Here is a 15449-nt window from a genome sequence, read left to right as displayed (position 1 = left end):
AGCGGACGCCCAGGTCCCGGCCGACGGCGCAATCTCGGCCGACGGCGCAGTCTCGGCTGACGGCGCGGCTCCGGCCGACGGCGCACCCGCATCGGACGGCGCCGCCGCGACGGAGGGCGAGCCCTCGACCTTCGTGAGCGAGGAGGAGGTGCGCGAGTCCCTCAAGGACGTCATCGACCCCGAGCTCGGGATCAACGTCGTGGACCTCGGCCTCGTCTACGGCATCACCGTGGACCAGGGCAACGCCGTGGTCGACATGACGCTGACCTCCGCCGCGTGCCCGCTCACCGACGTGCTCGAGGAGCAGACCTTCGCGGCGCTCGACCCCATCTGCGAGACGCACCGCATCAACTGGGTCTGGATGCCGCCGTGGGGCATGGAGATGATCACCGAGGACGGCCGCGAGCAGCTGAGGGCCATCGGCTTCAACCTCTGACGGCCGGGCTTCGGGCGTCCGCCCCGTGCCACGGCGGGCCCTCCGGCAACCCGTGCCAGGCGCCCATTCCTGGCCGGCCTCTCGCTGAGACCACCCGCGCGACCGCACGTGAGCGGTGCCGGTGAGGGCGATGCACCGAACAGTGCTGCGCAATGGTCGTTATGGAGCCTCATAACGACCATTGCGCAGCACTGTTCGTGGTTCCGGGGCAGACAGTGGGTGGCGACCGGTCTGGCGCGGACGTCTCGGAGCACGTCGGTACGCTGCCGCGCCGGTGACCGTGACCGCGTCCGCGACCGCCGCGCGGTCGCCCAGCCCTCAGCCCAGCACGACGGCCGGCTCGACCGCGTCGATCCCGTGGGCCTCGCCGACACCGGTGTTGGTGAGCGTCCCGGCGTGGGCGTTGAGCCCCTTGGCGAGCGCGGCGTCCGCGCGCAGGGCGTCGCGCCATCCGGAGCCGGCGATGCGCATCACGTAGGGGAGAGTCGCGTGCGTGAGCGCCGCGGTCGCCGTGACCGGAACGCTGCCCGGCATGTTCGCCACGCAGTAGAAGTTCGTGTCGTGCACGCGGAACGTGGGCGCGTCGTGCGTGGTGGCGTGGGACCCCTCGAAGCAGCCGCCCTGGTCGATCGCGACGTCCACGAGCACCGAGCCGGGCTTCATGGTGCTCACCATCTCGTCGGTCACGAGCTTGGGGGCGCGCCTGCCCGGGATCAGCACGGAGCCGATCACCACGTCGGCCTGCCGGATCAGCTCGGAGAGGTCCAGGCGCGTGGAGTAGCGGGTGAGGATGGCGCCGGAGTGGACGGTCGCGATCTCCTGGAGCCGCGCGAGGTTCAGGTCCATCACGGTGACGTCGGCATGGAGGCCGTTCGCCATCACCGCGGCCTGCTCGCCCACGACGCCGCCGCCGATCACGAGGACCTTCGCCTCGCTCGTGCCGGGCACGCCGCCCATCAGCACCCCCGAACCGCCGAGCGGCTTCATGAGGTGGTAGGCCGCGACCTGGGTCGCGAGCCGTCCGGCGATCGCGCTCATCGGCGCGAGCAGCGGCAGCGAGCGATCGGCCCTCTGCACCGTCTCGTAGGCGATGGCCGTGGTCCCGGAGTCGAGGACCGCGCGGGTGAGGGACTCGTCGGCCGCGAGGTGGAGGTAGGTGAACAGGATCTGCCCCTCGCGCAGCAGCGCCTGCTCGCTCGGCAGGGGCTCCTTCACCTTCACGACCATCTCGGCCCCGCCCCACACGTCGGCGGCCCCGGGCACGATCCTCGCGCCTGCCTCCGCGAAGTCCTCGTCGCGCACGCCCGCCCCGACGCCCGCGGAGGCCTCCACGAGCACCATGTGCCCGGCGTGGGTGAGCTCGTGGACGCCCGCGGCGGTCAGCCCCACCCGGTACTCGTTGTTCTTGATCTCGCGGGGGACCCCGATGATCATGCTCGCTCCTTCGACGACGCGATCTGCGGCCCCCGGCGGCGCGCCCCGCGGACCGGAGGACCTCGATGTCCTCCTCACCACATCACAGCACACGGGAGCGGTGTTCGGGGGCGTCCCCGGCGGGTGAGGATCTAGGGTGGACCGGGCCCCGGAGCGGGGTCCCGTCCACTGCGCGAGGAGCCCTTCCGTGATCACCGTCTCCGACCTCGAGATCCGCATGGGAGCGCGGCTGCTCATGAGCGGAGTGTCCTTCCAGGTGACCGCGGGCGACCGCATCGGTCTCGTCGGCCGCAACGGCGCCGGCAAGACCACCCTCACCAAGGTCCTCTCCGGCACCCTGCAGCCCACCGAGGGGCGCGTCGAGGTGAGCGGGGAGCTCGGCTACCTGCCGCAGGACACCCACACCGGCGATCCCGATCAGCGGGTGATCGCCCGCATCCTCTCCGCCCGCGGCCTCGACGACATCATGCAGCGCCTCCACCGGGCCGAGCTCGACATGGCCGACATGACCATCTCCGACGCCAAGCGCGAGAAGGCCATGGACCGCTACGCGCGGATCGACGCCGAGCTCACCTCCCGCGGCGGATACGCCGCGGAGTCCGAGGCCCGCCGGATGGCGGCGAACCTGGGGCTCCCGGACCGCCTGCTCGAGCAGGGCCTCGGCACGCTCTCGGGCGGCCAGCGCCGCCGCGTCGAGCTCGCCAGGATCCTGTTCTCCCAGGCGGACACGATGATCCTCGACGAGCCGACGAACCACCTCGACGCCGACTCGATCATCTGGCTGCGCGACTACCTCATGACCTACAAGGGCGGGCTGATCGTCATCAGCCACGACGTCCAGCTCGTCGAGCAGGTCGTGAACAAGGTGTTCTACCTCGACGCCAACCGCGGCGCGATCGACATCTACAACATGGGCTGGAAGCTCTACCTGCGCCAGCGCGAGGACGACGAGAAGCGGCGTCGGCGCGAGCGGCAGAACGCGGAGAAGAAGGCCACCCAGCTCACCGCCCAGGCGGAGAAGATGCGCGCGAAGGCCACCAAGGCCGTCGCCGCCCAGAACATGCTCCGCCGCGCCGAGCGCATGCTCGACGGCGTCGAGGGCGAGCGCCAGCAGGACCGCGTCGCCTCCCTGCGCTTCCCCAAGCCGGCCTCCTGCGGGAAGACCCCGCTGATGGCGGAGGACCTCTCGAAGTCCTACGGGAGCCTGGAGATCTTCACCGGCGTGGACCTCGCGATCGACCGCGGCAGCCGTGTCGTCGTCCTGGGGCTGAACGGTGCGGGCAAGACCACGCTGCTGCGGGTGCTCGCCGGCGTCGACGAGTCCGACACCGGCCGCATCATCCCCGGCCACGGCCTGCGCGTGGGCTACTACGCGCAGGAGCACGAGACCCTCGACCCCGACCGCACGGTGCTCGAGAACATGATGACGGCGGCCATCGAGCTCCCCGAGGTCGAGGCCCGCAAGATCCTCGGCTCGTTCCTGTTCAGCGGGGACGACGTGCACAAGCCCGCAGGGGTGCTCTCGGGAGGGGAGAAGACCCGGCTGGCCCTGGCCACGCTCGTGGTCTCGAGCGCGAACGTGCTGCTCCTGGACGAGCCGACGAACAACCTCGATCCCGCGAGCCGCGAGGAGATCCTCGGCGCGCTCGCGGCCTTCGAGGGCGCCGTCATCCTGGTCTCCCACGACCCGGGCGCCGTCCGGGCGCTCTCGCCCGAGCGCGTGCTGGTCATGCCCGACGCGGTCGAGGACCTCTGGAACCAGAGCTACGAGGAGCTCATCGAGCTCGCCTGACAGCAGAACACGGCTGTATCGCACGACATCGCGTCTTTCATGCGTGATGGGGGTAGACTCGCGGCCATGTTCGTCCTCACCGTCGACCAGCACGACAGCCGGCGCACCACCGATCGCGTGCCCGAGCTGATCGAGGCGCTGCACGACGTCCCCCTCCGTCTGCGTCCCGAGCGGACGGCGGGCGACGAGGTGCAGATGCTCGCCGACTCGGCCGATGCGGTCCTCGCGTGCGTGCTGCGCATGCTCGAGCTCGGCGGCTGGAGCGTGGGGGTGGGCATCGGACCCGTCGAGCTCCCGCTGCCGACCTCCGTGCGCGAGGGTCGCGGGGACGCCTTCATCGCCGCCCGCCGCGCGGTCGAGAGCGCCCGCCGCACCAGCTCGATCCCCGTCAGCGTGCGCACCGCCGACCCCCGCCAGCGGGAGCAGACCGAGGAGCTGCAGGCGCTGCTGCGCCTGGTCGGACGCGAGGTCACCTCCCGCAAGCCCGGGCAGTGGCGCGTGGTCCACGCGATGCTCGAGGACCCGTCGGCCACGCAGGCGCAGATCGCCGAGCGTCTCGAGGTGACCCAGCAGACCGTCTCGCGCGCCTTCACCACGAGCGGGTGGCGCGAGGAGCAGGCCGTGCATCCGCTCGTGCGTCGCCTGCTCGCGATGCTCGACCTCACCTCGGACCGCTCGATGGACCGCCCGGGCTCGGGCCGTCCGGGCCATCTGCCATGATCCAGGACATGCTCACCCACCTTCCCGAGCTCGTGGTGATCGTGCTCGCCCTGCTGCTCGCCTCGCTCGGCGGGTGGCCGCTCTCCTCGTTCGTGCTGCGCCTGTCGCGCTCGCCCCGGCGCGCCCGTCCGGCCGCGCAGCGGCGCGGCGAGGTCCCCGTCCTCGAGGCGCCCGCGCATCCGGCGAAGGACTGGAGCACCCCGGAGCTGCTGCGCGGAGGGCTGTGGATCGGACTGCTCGAGAGGATCGCGGTGACCGCCTGCGTGCTCGCCGACCACCCCGAGATGATCGCGGTCGTCGTCGCGCTCAAGGGCCTCGGCCGCTACCCCGAGCTGCGCGCCCACGAGGGCGCCTCCGAGCGCTTCCTCGTGGGCACCTTCGCCTCGCTGCTGTGGGCGGTCGCGATCGGCGCGATCGGCCTCGCCCTGCTGCGCACGCTCGCCTGACGGGGCGGCGCGGGGTCGGACGATGCGAGCTTCGCTACGTCGGGGCGTCCGCGAGCGGCCCGGGGGAGCGGCGGATGCCGCTCCAGGCGGTAAAGTGGATGAGCCTGCGGCGTGACCTCCATCGCGCCGCATGCGCACCGCAAGGCGCGAGAGCGCACACCGGGCGAGACGCCCGTCGACTCCCGAGGAGACCCATGGCGACGACCAACGACCTCAAGAACGGCATCGTGCTGAACCTGGACAACCAGCTCTGGCAGGTCGTCGAGTTCCAGCACGTGAAGCCGGGCAAGGGGCCCGCCTTCGTGCGCACCAAGATCAAGAACGTGCTGTCGGGCAAGACGGTCGACAAGACCTTCAACGCCGGTGTGAAGGTGGAGACCGCGACGGTCGACAAGCGCGACATGCAGTACTCCTACCTCGACGGCGACCTCTACGTCTTCATGGACACCTCCACCTGGGAGCAGACCAACGTCCCCGGCGACATCGTCGGCGATGCCAAGGACTTCCTGCTCGAGGGCGCCGACGTCGTGATCGCGTTCCACGACGAGAAGGTGCTCTACGTCGAGCTGCCCGCGAGCGTCGTCCTGGAGATCACGCACACCGAGCCCGGCCTGCAGGGCGACCGCTCCTCCGGCGGGACCAAGCCCGCCACCCTCGAGACCGGCCGCGAGATCCAGGTGCCGCTGTTCCTCGAGCAGGGCACCAAGGTCAAGGTCGACACCCGCTCCGGCGACTACCTCGGGCGCGCCTGACGTGCAGGATCCGCTGAACCTTCCCCTGCCCGGTCGCGAGGGCGAGGAGGTCGAGCTGCTGGAGACGCATCCCGCGAACCCCAAGCGCCTGACCTCCCGCTCCCGCGAGCGGGTGCGGGCGATCGACGTCGTCTTCGAGGCCGACGCCCGCGAGCGCGATCTGAGCGACGTGCTCGCCGAGCGGCGCATCCGCACGGCGGCGCAGACCGCTCTTCCCGAGCGCTCCGCGCACCTGGTCGAGCTCGTCGCCGAGCATCGCGACGAGATCGACGAGCAGCTCTCGACCCACAGCCGCGACTGGCCCCTGCACCGCATGCCCGCCGTGGACCGCGCGATCCTGCGCACCGGGGCCGCCGAGATCCTCCACGACACCCCGGCCGACGGCGTCGGCCCCGTGATCGGCGAGTACGCGACGATCGCGCGCGAGCTGTCCACCGAGGACTCCCCGCGCTTCGTCAACGGCCTCCTGCAGCGCATCGGCGAGATGCGCGACCTGCTGGGCTGAGCGCCCGCCGCCGGCGGCCGTCCGCCGTCCGACAGCCGCTGCGCTGAGACCTCCGCAACAGCTCCCGCCACCACCTGAGACGGCGCGCGGGAGCGCGCGCCCCGCGCGCTACGATCAACACCGATCGCACCGATCCACCACCCTTTAACCTCGCGTCCTGTGAGACGCGGAAGGGAGAAGATCATGACCGCAGATCGACCGGGCCCCGCTGCGCCCGGGGGCGAGAAGACCGTCCTCTCGGAGGACGACATCTCCCGCTCCCTCACGCGCATCGCCCACGAGATCATCGAGACCGGCCACGGGGCCGACGACCTCGTGCTGCTGGGCATCCCGCATCGCGGCGTCCCCCTCGCGCGGCGCATCGCCGCCACCATCGCCGAGGCCGAGGGCGCCGGGCGCGACCCGGACTCCCTGGCCGGCGCCCTGGACATCACCCTGTACCGGGACGACCTGCGCCGCAGCCCCGCACGGCTGCCGCATCGCACGCACATCCCCTCCGGCGGGATCGACGGGAAGGTCGTCGTCCTCGTCGACGACGTCCTCTACTCCGGGCGCACCGTGCGCGCCGCCCTGGACGCCCTCTCCGCGATCGGCCGGCCCGCCGTCGTGCGCCTCGCGGTCCTCGTGGACCGCGGCCATCGGGAGCTGCCGATCCGCGCCGACCACGTCGGCAAGAACCTCCCCACCTCCCGCAGCGAGCGCGTCGGTGTGCTGCTCACCGAGACCGACGGCAAGGACGCTGTGAGGATCTCCCGCCCCGACGCCCCCGAGGACGAGGAGGCACGGCGATGAAGCACCTGACCGGCATCGGCGACCTGGACCGCGCCTCCGCGATCGAGCTGCTGGACACCTCGACCCGCATGGTCGCCACGCAGGAGCGGCAGATGCGCAAGCTGCCCACCCTCGTCGGCACCACCGTGGTGAACCTCTTCATGGAGGACTCCACCCGCACCCGCATCAGCTTCGAGGCCGCCGCCAAGCGCCTCTCGGCCGACGTCATCAACTTCTCCGCCAAGGGATCGAGCATCTCCAAGGGGGAGTCGCTCAAGGACACCGCGCTGACGCTGCGCGCGATGGGGGCCGATGCCGTCGTGGTGCGCGCCCCCGCTTCGGGCGCGGCCCACAAGCTCGCGCACTCCGGCTGGATCGACGTCCCGATCGTCAACGCCGGCGACGGCACCCACCAGCACCCCACCCAGGCTCTCCTGGACTCCTTCACCTTGCGCCGCCACCTCGGCGGGGAGCAGAGGGACGGGGAGCGTGCAGGGAGCGTGGACGGACAGGGCCTGGACGGCCTGCACGTGGTCATCGTCGGCGACATCATGCACTCGCGCGTCGCCCGCTCGAACGTGCAGCTGATGACGCTGCTCGGCGCCCGCGTCACGCTCGTGGCCCCGCCCTCGCTGGTCCCCGTCGGGGCCGACGTCTGGCCCTGCGACGTGCTCTACGACCTCGACGAGGCGATCGCCCTGGCCCCCGACGCCGTGATGATGCTGCGCGTCCAGCGCGAGCGGATGCTCGGCGGCGGCTACTTCCCGAGCGCGGCGGAGTACACCCGGCGCCTGCAGCTCACGCAGGAGCGCGCCGACCGCCTGCCCGCCCACGCGATCGTCATGCACCCCGGCCCGATGAACCGCGGCTTCGAGATCGCCGGGGGAGTGGCCGACGGCCCCCGCAGCGTGATCGTCGAGCAGGTCGCGGCGGGTGTGAGCGTCCGCATGGCCGTGCTCTTCCACCTGCTGGCCTCCAACGCGAGGGAGGAATCATGACCCCCACCACCGCTTCCGCCGCCGACGCCGCGGCGACAGGCGCAGCCGGCGCCGCCGCACCCGCTCTGCTGATCCGCGGCGGCCGCCCCTACGGCGAGGACTTCGCCGACGTCCTGGTCGAGCACGGGACGATCACCGCCGTCGGCCCCGACCTCTCCGCCCCCGAGGGCGCCGAGGTCGTCGACGCCGAGCGCTGCGTCGTCCTGCCGGGCCTCGTCGACCTGCACACGCATCTGCGCGAACCCGGCGGCGAGGAGGCCGAGACGGTCGAGACCGGCACCCGCGCCGCGGCCCGCGGCGGCTTCACCGCCGTGCACGCGATGGCCAACACGACGCCCGTCGCGGACACCGCGGGCGTCGTCGAGCAGGTCTTCCAGCGCGGGGAGGACGCCGCCTGGTGCGCCGTCCACCCGATCGGCGCCGTCACCGTGGGGCTGGGCGGGGAGCGCCTCGCCGAGCTCGACGCGATGGCGGGCTCCCGCGCTCGGGTGCGCGTGTTCAGCGACGACGGCAAGTGCGTCTCCGACCCGGTGCTCATGCGCCGCGCCCTGGAGTACGTGAAGACCTTCGACGGCGTCATCGCCCAGCACGCCCAGGACCCGCGCCTGACCGAGGGTGCGCAGATGCACGAGGGCCGCGTCTCCGCGGAGATCGGCCTCACCGGCTGGCCCAGCGTCGCCGAGGAGTCGATCATCGCCCGCGACGTGCTGCTGGCCGAGCACGTCGGCTCGCGCCTGCACGTCTGCCACCTCTCGACCGCCGGCAGCGTCGAGATCGTCCGCTGGGCCAAGCAGCGCGGCGTGGACGTGACCGCCGAGGTCACCCCGCACCACCTGCTGCTCACCGACGAGGAGGCGCGCGGCTACGACGCGGTGTACAAGGTGAACCCGCCGCTGCGCACGCAGGCCGACGTCGAGGCGGTCCGCGAGGGACTGGCCGACGGCACGATCGACATCGTCGCGACGGACCACGCCCCGCACCCGGCCGACGCCAAGGACCGCGAGTGGGACACCGCCGCGTTCGGCATGACGGGCCTGGAGACCGCGCTCGGGATCGTCCAGCAGACGATGGTCGACACCGGTGCCCTGACCTGGAGGGACGTCGCCCGGGTGCTCTCGGAGACCCCCGCGAGGATCGCCCGCGACACCGACCAGGGCCGCCAGCTCGCCGCCGGCGAGGTCGCGAACGTCCTGGTGTGGGACCCGCGGCCCGCGGCCGCGGTCGACCCCGAGGAGCACGCCTCGCGCGGACGGAACTCGCCCGTGGCCGGCCGCACCCTGCCCGGGCGCAACCGACTCACCCTGCTCGCGGGCCGCCCCACGGTGCGCGACTCCCGCCTCGCGGAGCGCGGCACTGACCCGGCGGAGCGCTGAGCGGGCGCCATGGACCTCACGCGCTACCTCCCGCCCGTCCTCGCCCTGCTCGTCCTGCTCGTGATCTTCGTGCTGCTGGCCCGCTGGGGCTGGCGACGACGCGCCGCCCGGCAGAGCGATCTGCCCGAGCTGCCGCTGCCGGTCGCCGGCGGCAAGGCGCTCAGCTGGACGGCGGATCCCGTCGCCGGCGACGGCGTCTACGTCGTGAGCACGCTCGCCGGTCGGCCCCTCGAGCGCGTCACCGCCCGCGGCCTCGGCTTCCGCAGGCGCGTGCAGATCACCGATGCGGACGACGCCGGGCACCAGGTCCTCAGCATCGCCCCCGTCCGCGGAAGCCAGGGCAGTGCCTGGTTCCTCATCCCCTGGGCCGACGTCCTCTCCGTCCACACCGCCCCCGGCATGATCGGCAAGTGGGTCGGCGGCGACGGCCTGCTCGTCATCCGCTGGCGGCTCGGATCCACCGAGCTCGACACCGGCTTCCGCCTCGATGACCGCGCCGACCAGGACCGTCTGCTCGCCCTCGCCGCCGAGCGCCTGGGCACTGACCCGTCGGACCCGCCCGCGCCGACCCCCGAACTCCCCGCCACCGACCCGCAGCCCCGGAAGGAGCTCCCATGACCACCACCGACCGAGGCGCCCGCGTCGGCCGCGCGCGCCGCACCCCCGACCCCGCCCTCCTCGTCCTCGAGGACGGCACCGTGCTGCGCGGCGAGGCCTACGGCGCGCGCGGTGCGCGACTGGGCGAGGTCGTCTTCGCGACCGGCATGACCGGCTACCAGGAGACCCTCACCGACCCCTCCTACGCGGGCCAGATCGTCGTGCAGACGGCGCCGCACATCGGCAACACCGGTGCCAACGCCGAGGACATGGAGTCCCGGACGGTCTGGGTGCGCGGCTACGCCGTGCGCGAGGCCAGCCGCGTCGCCTCGAACTGGCGCAGCGAGCAGAGCCTCGACGACCTGCTGGTGGGCAGCGAGGTCGTCGGCATCTCCGGGATCGACACCCGCATGCTCACGCGCATCCTGCGCGAGCACGGGTCCATGCGCGGGGGCATCTTCTCCGGCAGCGCGCTGGAGGACGCGAGCGAGCAGCAGCTGCTCGAGCGCATCCAGGCCGAGCCCGCCATGGAGGGCGCGAGCTTCGTCGAGGAGGTGACCATCCCGCAGCCCGTGGTCCTCGAGCCCGAGGGCGAGGCGATCGGCACGGTCGCCGCCGTCGACCTCGGCATCAAGGGCGCGACGCCGCGCAACATGGTCGCCCGCGGCCTGCGCGTGCACCTGCTGCCCGCGACGACCTCCCTCGAGGAGCTGCTGGCGACCGAGCCGGACGCGGTGTTCTTCTCGAACGGCCCCGGCGACCCCGCGAGCGCCGAGGCCCAGGTCGAGCTGCTGCGCGGCGTCCTGGACCAGGGCCTGCCCTTCTTCGGGATCTGCTTCGGCAACCAGCTGCTGGGCCGCGCGCTCGGCTTCGGCACCTACAAGCTCAAGTACGGCCACCGCGGGATCAACCAGCCGGTGCTGGACCGCGAGACCGGCAAGGTCGAGATCACCGCCCAGAACCACGGCTTCGCCGTCGACGTCCCGCTCGAGGGCGAGCACACCGCTCCGCACGACGGCGGCCGCTACGGCCGGGTCGTCGTCTCCCACGTGGGCCTGAACGACGACGTGGTCGAGGGCATCCGCTGCCTCGACCTGCCCGCCTACTCCGTGCAGTACCACCCCGAGGCCGCGTCGGGCCCGCACGACGCCTCCTACCTGTTCGACCGCCTCGTCGACCTCGTGCGCGCGCACCGCACCGGCACGGCCGACCAGACCCCCGCCGCCTCCGAGAAGAAGGACTCCTGATGCCCCGCCGCGACGACATCGCCTCCGTGCTCGTGATCGGCTCCGGGCCGATCGTCATCGGCCAGGCCGCCGAGTTCGACTACTCCGGCACCCAGGCCTGCCGCGTGCTGCGCGAGGAGGGCCTGCGCGTCATCCTCGTGAACTCGAACCCGGCGACGATCATGACCGACCCGGACATCGCCGACGCGACCTACATCGAGCCGATCGACCCCGACGTCATCCGCTCGATCATCGCGAAGGAGCGCCCCGACGCGGTGCTGCCGACCCTGGGCGGCCAGACCGCGCTGAACGCCGCCATCGCCCTCGAGGAGCGCGGCATCCTCGCCGAGTTCGGGGTCGAGATGATCGGCGCCTCGATCGACGCGATCCAGAAGGCCGAGGACCGCCAGCGCTTCAAGGGCGTCGTCGAGCGCGTGGGCGGCGAGTCCGCCCGCTCGCGCATCTGCCACACCATGGACGACTGCCTCGAGGCCGCCGAGGACCTCGGATACCCGATGGTCGTGCGCCCGAGCTTCACCATGGGCGGGCTCGGCTCCGGCATGGCCTACGACGAGGCCGACCTGCGCCGCATCGCCGGCGACGGCCTGCACTACTCGCCGACCACCGAGGTGCTCCTGGAGGAGTCGATCCTGGGCTGGAAGGAGTTCGAGCTCGAGCTCATGCGCGACCGCAAGGACAACTGCGTGGTCGTCTGCACGATCGAGAACGTCGACCCCGTCGGCGTGCACACGGGCGACTCCGTGACCGTGGCGCCCGCCCTCACCCTCACCGACGTCGAGCAGCAGAGGCTGCGCGACCTCGGCATCGGCATCATCCGCGAGGTCGGGGTGGACACCGGCGGCTGCAACGTGCAGTTCGCGATCCACCCCACCACCGGGCGCATCGTCGTGATCGAGATGAACCCCCGCGTCTCGCGCTCCTCGGCGCTCGCCTCGAAGGCCACGGGCTTCCCGATCGCGAAGATCGCCGCCCGCCTGGCGCTGGGCTACACGCTCGACGAGATCCGCAACGACATCACGGGCACCACCCCGGCGAGCTTCGAGCCGACGCTGGACTACGTGGTCGTGAAGATCCCGCGCTTCGCCTTCGAGAAGTTCCCGGCCGCCGACCCGACCCTCACCACCACCATGAAGAGCGTGGGCGAGGCGATGGCGCTGGGCCGCAGCTTCACCGAGGCCTACGGCAAGGCCCAGCGCTCCCTGGACGTGAAGGCGGCGAACGTCGACTACACGGGACCGGCACCGGACGCCTCCGAGGTCGCCGAGCTCGTCGAGGCCGTGCGCATCCCCTCCGACACTCGCATGGTGGCGATCGCCCGCATCCTGCGCGCGGCCGCCGCGGGCGTCGTCGACCCCGCCGAGACGATCGAGCGGCTCTACGAGACCACCGCCATCGACCGCTGGTTCCTCGACCAGTTCCTGCTCGTCGCGGAGATCGCCGAGGAGGTCCGCGCGGCCGAGGTGCTCGACGCCGGCCTGCTGGCCCTGGCCAAGCGCCACGGCATCTCCGACGACCAGATCGGGCAGCTGCGCAGCGTCTCCGGTGACGTCGTCAAGGGCGTGCGCGAGGCGCTCGGCGTGAACCCGGTGTACAAGACCGTGGACACCTGCGCGGCGGAGTTCGCCTCCCGCACCCCGTACCACTACTCGAGCTACGACCAGGAGAGCGAGGTCGAGCCCCGCACGAAGCCCGCGGTGCTGATCCTCGGCTCCGGCCCCAACCGCATCGGCCAGGGCATCGAGTTCGACTACTCGTGCGTGCACGCCGCGATGGTGCTGGGCCGCGACCTCGCCGAGGGCGGGGGAGGCTTCGAGACCGTCATGGTCAACTGCAACCCCGAGACGGTCTCGACGGACTACGACGTCGCCGACCGGCTCTACTTCGAGCCACTGACCTTCGAGGACGTCGTCGAGGTCTACGAGGCCGAGCGCGCCGCCGGTCCCGTCGCGGGCGTCATCGTGCAGCTGGGCGGGCAGACCCCGCTCTCCCTCGCGCGGCGCCTGGAGGACGCGGGCCTGCCGGTCATCGGCACCTCGCCCGGCGCGATCGACATGGCCGAGGACCGCGGCGCCTTCGGCGGCGTCCTCGCCCGGGCCGAGCTGCCCGCCCCGCCCTACGGCACCGCCTGGGCCCTGGCCGACGCGATCGAGACCGCCCGCGAGGTCGGCTACCCCGTCCTCGTGCGCCCGAGCTACGTGCTCGGCGGGCGCGGCATGGAGATCGTCTACGACGAGGCCGGGCTCGTGGACTACGTGGGCCGCAACATCCCCGAGGGCGGTCGTGCCGAGGCGCCGATCCTCATCGACTCCTTCCTGGACACCGCGACCGAGATCGACGTCGACGCGCTGTACGACGGCGAGGAGATGTACCTCGGCGGGGTCATGGAGCACATCGAGGAGGCCGGGATCCACTCGGGCGACTCCGCGTGCACCCTGCCGCCCGTGACCCTGGGCGCCGGCGTGCTCGAGCAGATCCGCCGCTCGACCGAGGCGATCGCCGAGGGTGTGGGCGTGCGCGGCCTGCTCAACGTCCAGTTCGCGCTCGCCCACGGCGTGCTCTACGTGCTCGAGGCCAACCCGCGCGCCTCCCGTACCGTTCCCTTCGTCTCCAAGGCGACGGGCGTCCACCTGGCCCAGGCGGCCTCCCTGATCATGGCGGGCCGCTCGATCGCCGAGCTGCGCGCCCAGGGCGCGCTGCCCCGCGAGGGCGACGGCGGGGACCTCCCCGCGGACACCCCGATCAGCGTCAAGGAGGCCGTGCTGCCCTTCAAACGCTTCCGCACCCACGAGGGCCGCAGCGTCGACGCGCTGCTCGGCCCCGAGATGCGGTCGACGGGCGAGGTCATGGGCATGGATGCGACCTTCCCGCTGGCCTTCGCGAAGTCGCAGCTGGCGATCTCCGGGCAGGGCCTGCCCACCTCGGGCTGCGTCTTCGTCTCGGTCTCGGATCGCGACAAGCGCGGCGTCGTGCTCCCGGTGGCGCGTCTGGCGGCGCTCGGCTTCGACATCCTCGCGACCGTCGGCACCGCCTCGGTGCTGCGCCGCTCCGGGGTCCCGTGCCGCACCATCGCCAAGGCCTCCGAGGCCGACGCCTCCGGCAGCGTCATCGAGCTCATCGAGGGCGGCGAGGTCGTGCTGGTGCTGAACACGCCCTCGGGCTCCGACGCCCGCGCCGACGGCTACGAGATCCGCGCGGCCGCGACCTCGATGGACGTCCCGATGATCACCACGCTGCAGGAGTTCCAGGCGGCCGTGCAGGCGATCGAGGCGCTGCCCAGCGGCGCCTTCGACGTCGAGAGCCTGCAGGACCACATCGCCTTCCTCTCGCGCCACCGCGGCGAGACGGTGCGCGCGTGAGCGGGGGAGGGGCGAGCCCCGTGCCGGGCCCGGCCCCGTCCTTCGGCGAGCGGCTGCGCGCGGCCGTCGCGGAGCGCGGCCCCCTCGTCGTGGGCGTCGACCCGCACGCCTCCCTGCTCGCGCAGTGGGGCCTCGCGGACGACGCGGACGGTCTGCGGGCCTTCGCCCGCACCGTGCTCGACGCCTGCGCGGCGCACGCGTGCGCGCTCAAGCCCCAGTCCGCCTTCTTCGAGCGCCACGGCTCCCGCGGCGTCGCGGTGCTCGAGGAGCTGCTGGGTGCCGCCCGCGAGCGCGGCGTGCTCACGATCCTCGACGTCAAGCGCGGGGACATCGGCTCGACCATGGGCGGGTACGCCGACGCCTACCTGCGCCCGGGCGCCCCGCTCGAGGCCGACGCCGTCACCGTGAGCCCGTACCTGGGCTTCGGCTCGCTCGCCCCGGCGCTCGAGCTCGCCGCGCAGCACGGCAAGGGCGTGTTCGTGCTGGCCCTGACCTCGAACCCCGACGGGCCCGAGGTCCAGCACGCAGCGAGAGCGCACGGCCCTGCGGCGGACGTCGTGCCCGCCGGAGGCTCTCCCGCGGAGAGCGGCGGGACGGATGCATCGTCCGTCGCCCGCACGATGGCCGACCACGCCCGCGCGGCGAACCTGGCGGAGATCGCCCAGGCGGGACTCGACCCCGCGCAGGCGTGGGGGAGCACGGGGCTCGTCATCGGCGCGACCGTGGGCGAGGCCCTGCGCGAGCTCGGCATCGATGTCGCAGCGACCCGCGCCCCGGTGCTCACCCCCGGCTACGGCGCCCAGGGCGCCGGACCCGAGGACCGTGCCGCGGTCTTCGGGGCCGCCGCCGAACGGGTCCTGGTCTCGCTCTCGCGCGGAGTGCTCTCCGCCGGGCCCGATCCGCAGGCCCTCTCGACCAGGGCCGAGGAGCTCGCCGCCGCGTACGCGCTCTGACCCCGCGGCTCCGTCTCGAGCACTCGGCAAGGGCCCGGCTTTTCGCCACACTTGCTGGTGCTCGCGTCA

The 15449-nt window shown here is 72.7% G+C and carries 14 protein-coding genes; 13 read left to right on the top strand and 1 reads right to left on the bottom strand.

Translation table 11 applies throughout. The features are described from left to right. Nucleotides 1-133: 133 nt before the first annotated feature. Nucleotides 134-436, top strand: coding sequence for a metal-sulfur cluster assembly factor (locus Bra3105_RS03010; RefSeq protein WP_228359590.1), 303 nt, complete (start codon nt 134-136; stop codon nt 434-436). Between the two features lie 318 nt (nt 437-754). On the opposite strand, the gene ald is transcribed toward Bra3105_RS03010, so the two are convergent. Continuing rightward, on the bottom strand, nt 755-1870 hold the full coding sequence (gene ald / locus Bra3105_RS03005; protein ID WP_228358542.1) for an alanine dehydrogenase: 1116 nt from the start codon (nt 1868-1870) through the stop codon (nt 755-757). Between the two features lie 187 nt (nt 1871-2057). Between ald and Bra3105_RS03000 the strand changes: the two genes are divergently transcribed. The 12 genes from Bra3105_RS03000 to pyrF all read left to right on the top strand — a co-directional run bounded on the left by Bra3105_RS03000 (nt 2058) and on the right by pyrF (nt 15380). After that, entirely contained in the window at nt 2058-3662 is a 1605-nt protein-coding gene (locus Bra3105_RS03000; RefSeq protein ID WP_267062169.1) for an ABC-F family ATP-binding cassette domain-containing protein, read from the top strand. A 66-nt stretch (nt 3663-3728) separates the two neighbouring features. Next, nucleotides 3729-4382, top strand: coding sequence for a MarR family transcriptional regulator (locus Bra3105_RS02995; protein WP_200500592.1), 654 nt, complete (start codon nt 3729-3731; stop codon nt 4380-4382). 8 nt (nt 4383-4390) lie between these two features. Beyond that, nucleotides 4391-4828: a hypothetical protein gene (locus Bra3105_RS02990; RefSeq protein WP_200500593.1), complete on the top strand. Its 438-nt coding sequence runs from the start codon at nt 4391-4393 to the stop codon at nt 4826-4828. Nucleotides 4829-5022: 194 nt separating this feature from the next. After that, nucleotides 5023-5580, top strand: coding sequence for an elongation factor P (gene efp, locus Bra3105_RS02985; RefSeq protein ID WP_200500594.1), 558 nt, complete (start codon nt 5023-5025; stop codon nt 5578-5580). A gap of 1 nt (nt 5581) precedes the next feature. Continuing rightward, nucleotides 5582-6085: a transcription antitermination factor NusB gene (nusB, locus tag Bra3105_RS02980; protein WP_228358541.1), complete on the top strand. Its 504-nt coding sequence runs from the start codon at nt 5582-5584 to the stop codon at nt 6083-6085. Nucleotides 6086-6268: 183 nt separating this feature from the next. Next, complete coding sequence (gene pyrR / locus Bra3105_RS02975) at nt 6269-6877, top strand: bifunctional pyr operon transcriptional regulator/uracil phosphoribosyltransferase PyrR (protein ID WP_228358540.1); 609 nt, start codon at nt 6269-6271, stop codon at nt 6875-6877. After that, nucleotides 6874-7854, top strand: coding sequence for an aspartate carbamoyltransferase catalytic subunit (locus Bra3105_RS02970; RefSeq protein ID WP_200500596.1), 981 nt, complete (start codon nt 6874-6876; stop codon nt 7852-7854). The genes pyrR and Bra3105_RS02970 overlap by 4 nt, the downstream gene beginning before the upstream one ends. Then, nucleotides 7851-9227: a dihydroorotase gene (locus tag Bra3105_RS02965; protein ID WP_228358539.1), complete on the top strand. Its 1377-nt coding sequence runs from the start codon at nt 7851-7853 to the stop codon at nt 9225-9227. Before Bra3105_RS02970 ends, Bra3105_RS02965 begins: the two co-directional genes overlap by 4 nt. A 9-nt stretch (nt 9228-9236) precedes the next feature. Continuing rightward, nucleotides 9237-9845, top strand: a complete 609-nt coding sequence (locus Bra3105_RS02960) for a PH-like domain-containing protein (RefSeq protein ID WP_228358538.1) — start codon at nt 9237-9239, stop codon at nt 9843-9845. Further along, entirely contained in the window at nt 9842-11071 is a 1230-nt protein-coding gene (carA, locus tag Bra3105_RS02955) for a glutamine-hydrolyzing carbamoyl-phosphate synthase small subunit (RefSeq protein ID WP_228358537.1), read from the top strand. The genes Bra3105_RS02960 and carA overlap by 4 nt, the downstream gene beginning before the upstream one ends. Then, nucleotides 11071-14427 (top strand): carbamoyl-phosphate synthase large subunit, encoded by a 3357-nt coding sequence (gene carB, locus Bra3105_RS02950; RefSeq protein WP_228358536.1) that lies wholly within the window; start codon nt 11071-11073, stop codon nt 14425-14427. Before carA ends, carB begins: the two co-directional genes overlap by 1 nt. Further along, nucleotides 14424-15380, top strand: coding sequence for an orotidine-5'-phosphate decarboxylase (pyrF, locus tag Bra3105_RS02945; protein WP_228358535.1), 957 nt, complete (start codon nt 14424-14426; stop codon nt 15378-15380). The genes carB and pyrF overlap by 4 nt, the downstream gene beginning before the upstream one ends. The last annotated feature ends 69 nt before the right edge of the window (nt 15381-15449 follow it).

It is taken from the genome of Brachybacterium halotolerans subsp. kimchii, assembly GCF_020792675.1.
GTDB lineage: Bacteria > Actinomycetota > Actinomycetes > Actinomycetales > Dermabacteraceae > Brachybacterium > Brachybacterium halotolerans.
The sequence above is the reverse complement of the archived record's forward strand: the minus strand, read 5'-3'. Positions and strand labels throughout refer to the sequence as shown.

Excerpts from the sequence above, each read along its gene's own strand:
- ald (WP_228358542.1), bottom strand. The coding sequence starts at position 1,870 with ATGATCATCGGGGTCCCCCGCGAGATCAAGAACAACGAGTACCGGGTG.
- Bra3105_RS02995 (WP_200500592.1), top strand. The coding sequence starts at position 3,729 with ATGTTCGTCCTCACCGTCGACCAGCACGACAGCCGGCGCACCACCGAT.
- Bra3105_RS02990 (WP_200500593.1), top strand. The coding sequence starts at position 4,391 with ATGCTCACCCACCTTCCCGAGCTCGTGGTGATCGTGCTCGCCCTGCTG.
- efp (WP_200500594.1), top strand. The coding sequence starts at position 5,023 with ATGGCGACGACCAACGACCTCAAGAACGGCATCGTGCTGAACCTGGAC.
- pyrR (WP_228358540.1), top strand. The coding sequence starts at position 6,269 with ATGACCGCAGATCGACCGGGCCCCGCTGCGCCCGGGGGCGAGAAGACC.
- Bra3105_RS02970 (WP_200500596.1), top strand. The coding sequence starts at position 6,874 with ATGAAGCACCTGACCGGCATCGGCGACCTGGACCGCGCCTCCGCGATC.
- Bra3105_RS02965 (WP_228358539.1), top strand. The coding sequence starts at position 7,851 with ATGACCCCCACCACCGCTTCCGCCGCCGACGCCGCGGCGACAGGCGCA.
- Bra3105_RS02960 (WP_228358538.1), top strand. The coding sequence starts at position 9,237 with ATGGACCTCACGCGCTACCTCCCGCCCGTCCTCGCCCTGCTCGTCCTG.
- carA (WP_228358537.1), top strand. The coding sequence starts at position 9,842 with ATGACCACCACCGACCGAGGCGCCCGCGTCGGCCGCGCGCGCCGCACC.
- carB (WP_228358536.1), top strand. The coding sequence starts at position 11,071 with ATGCCCCGCCGCGACGACATCGCCTCCGTGCTCGTGATCGGCTCCGGG.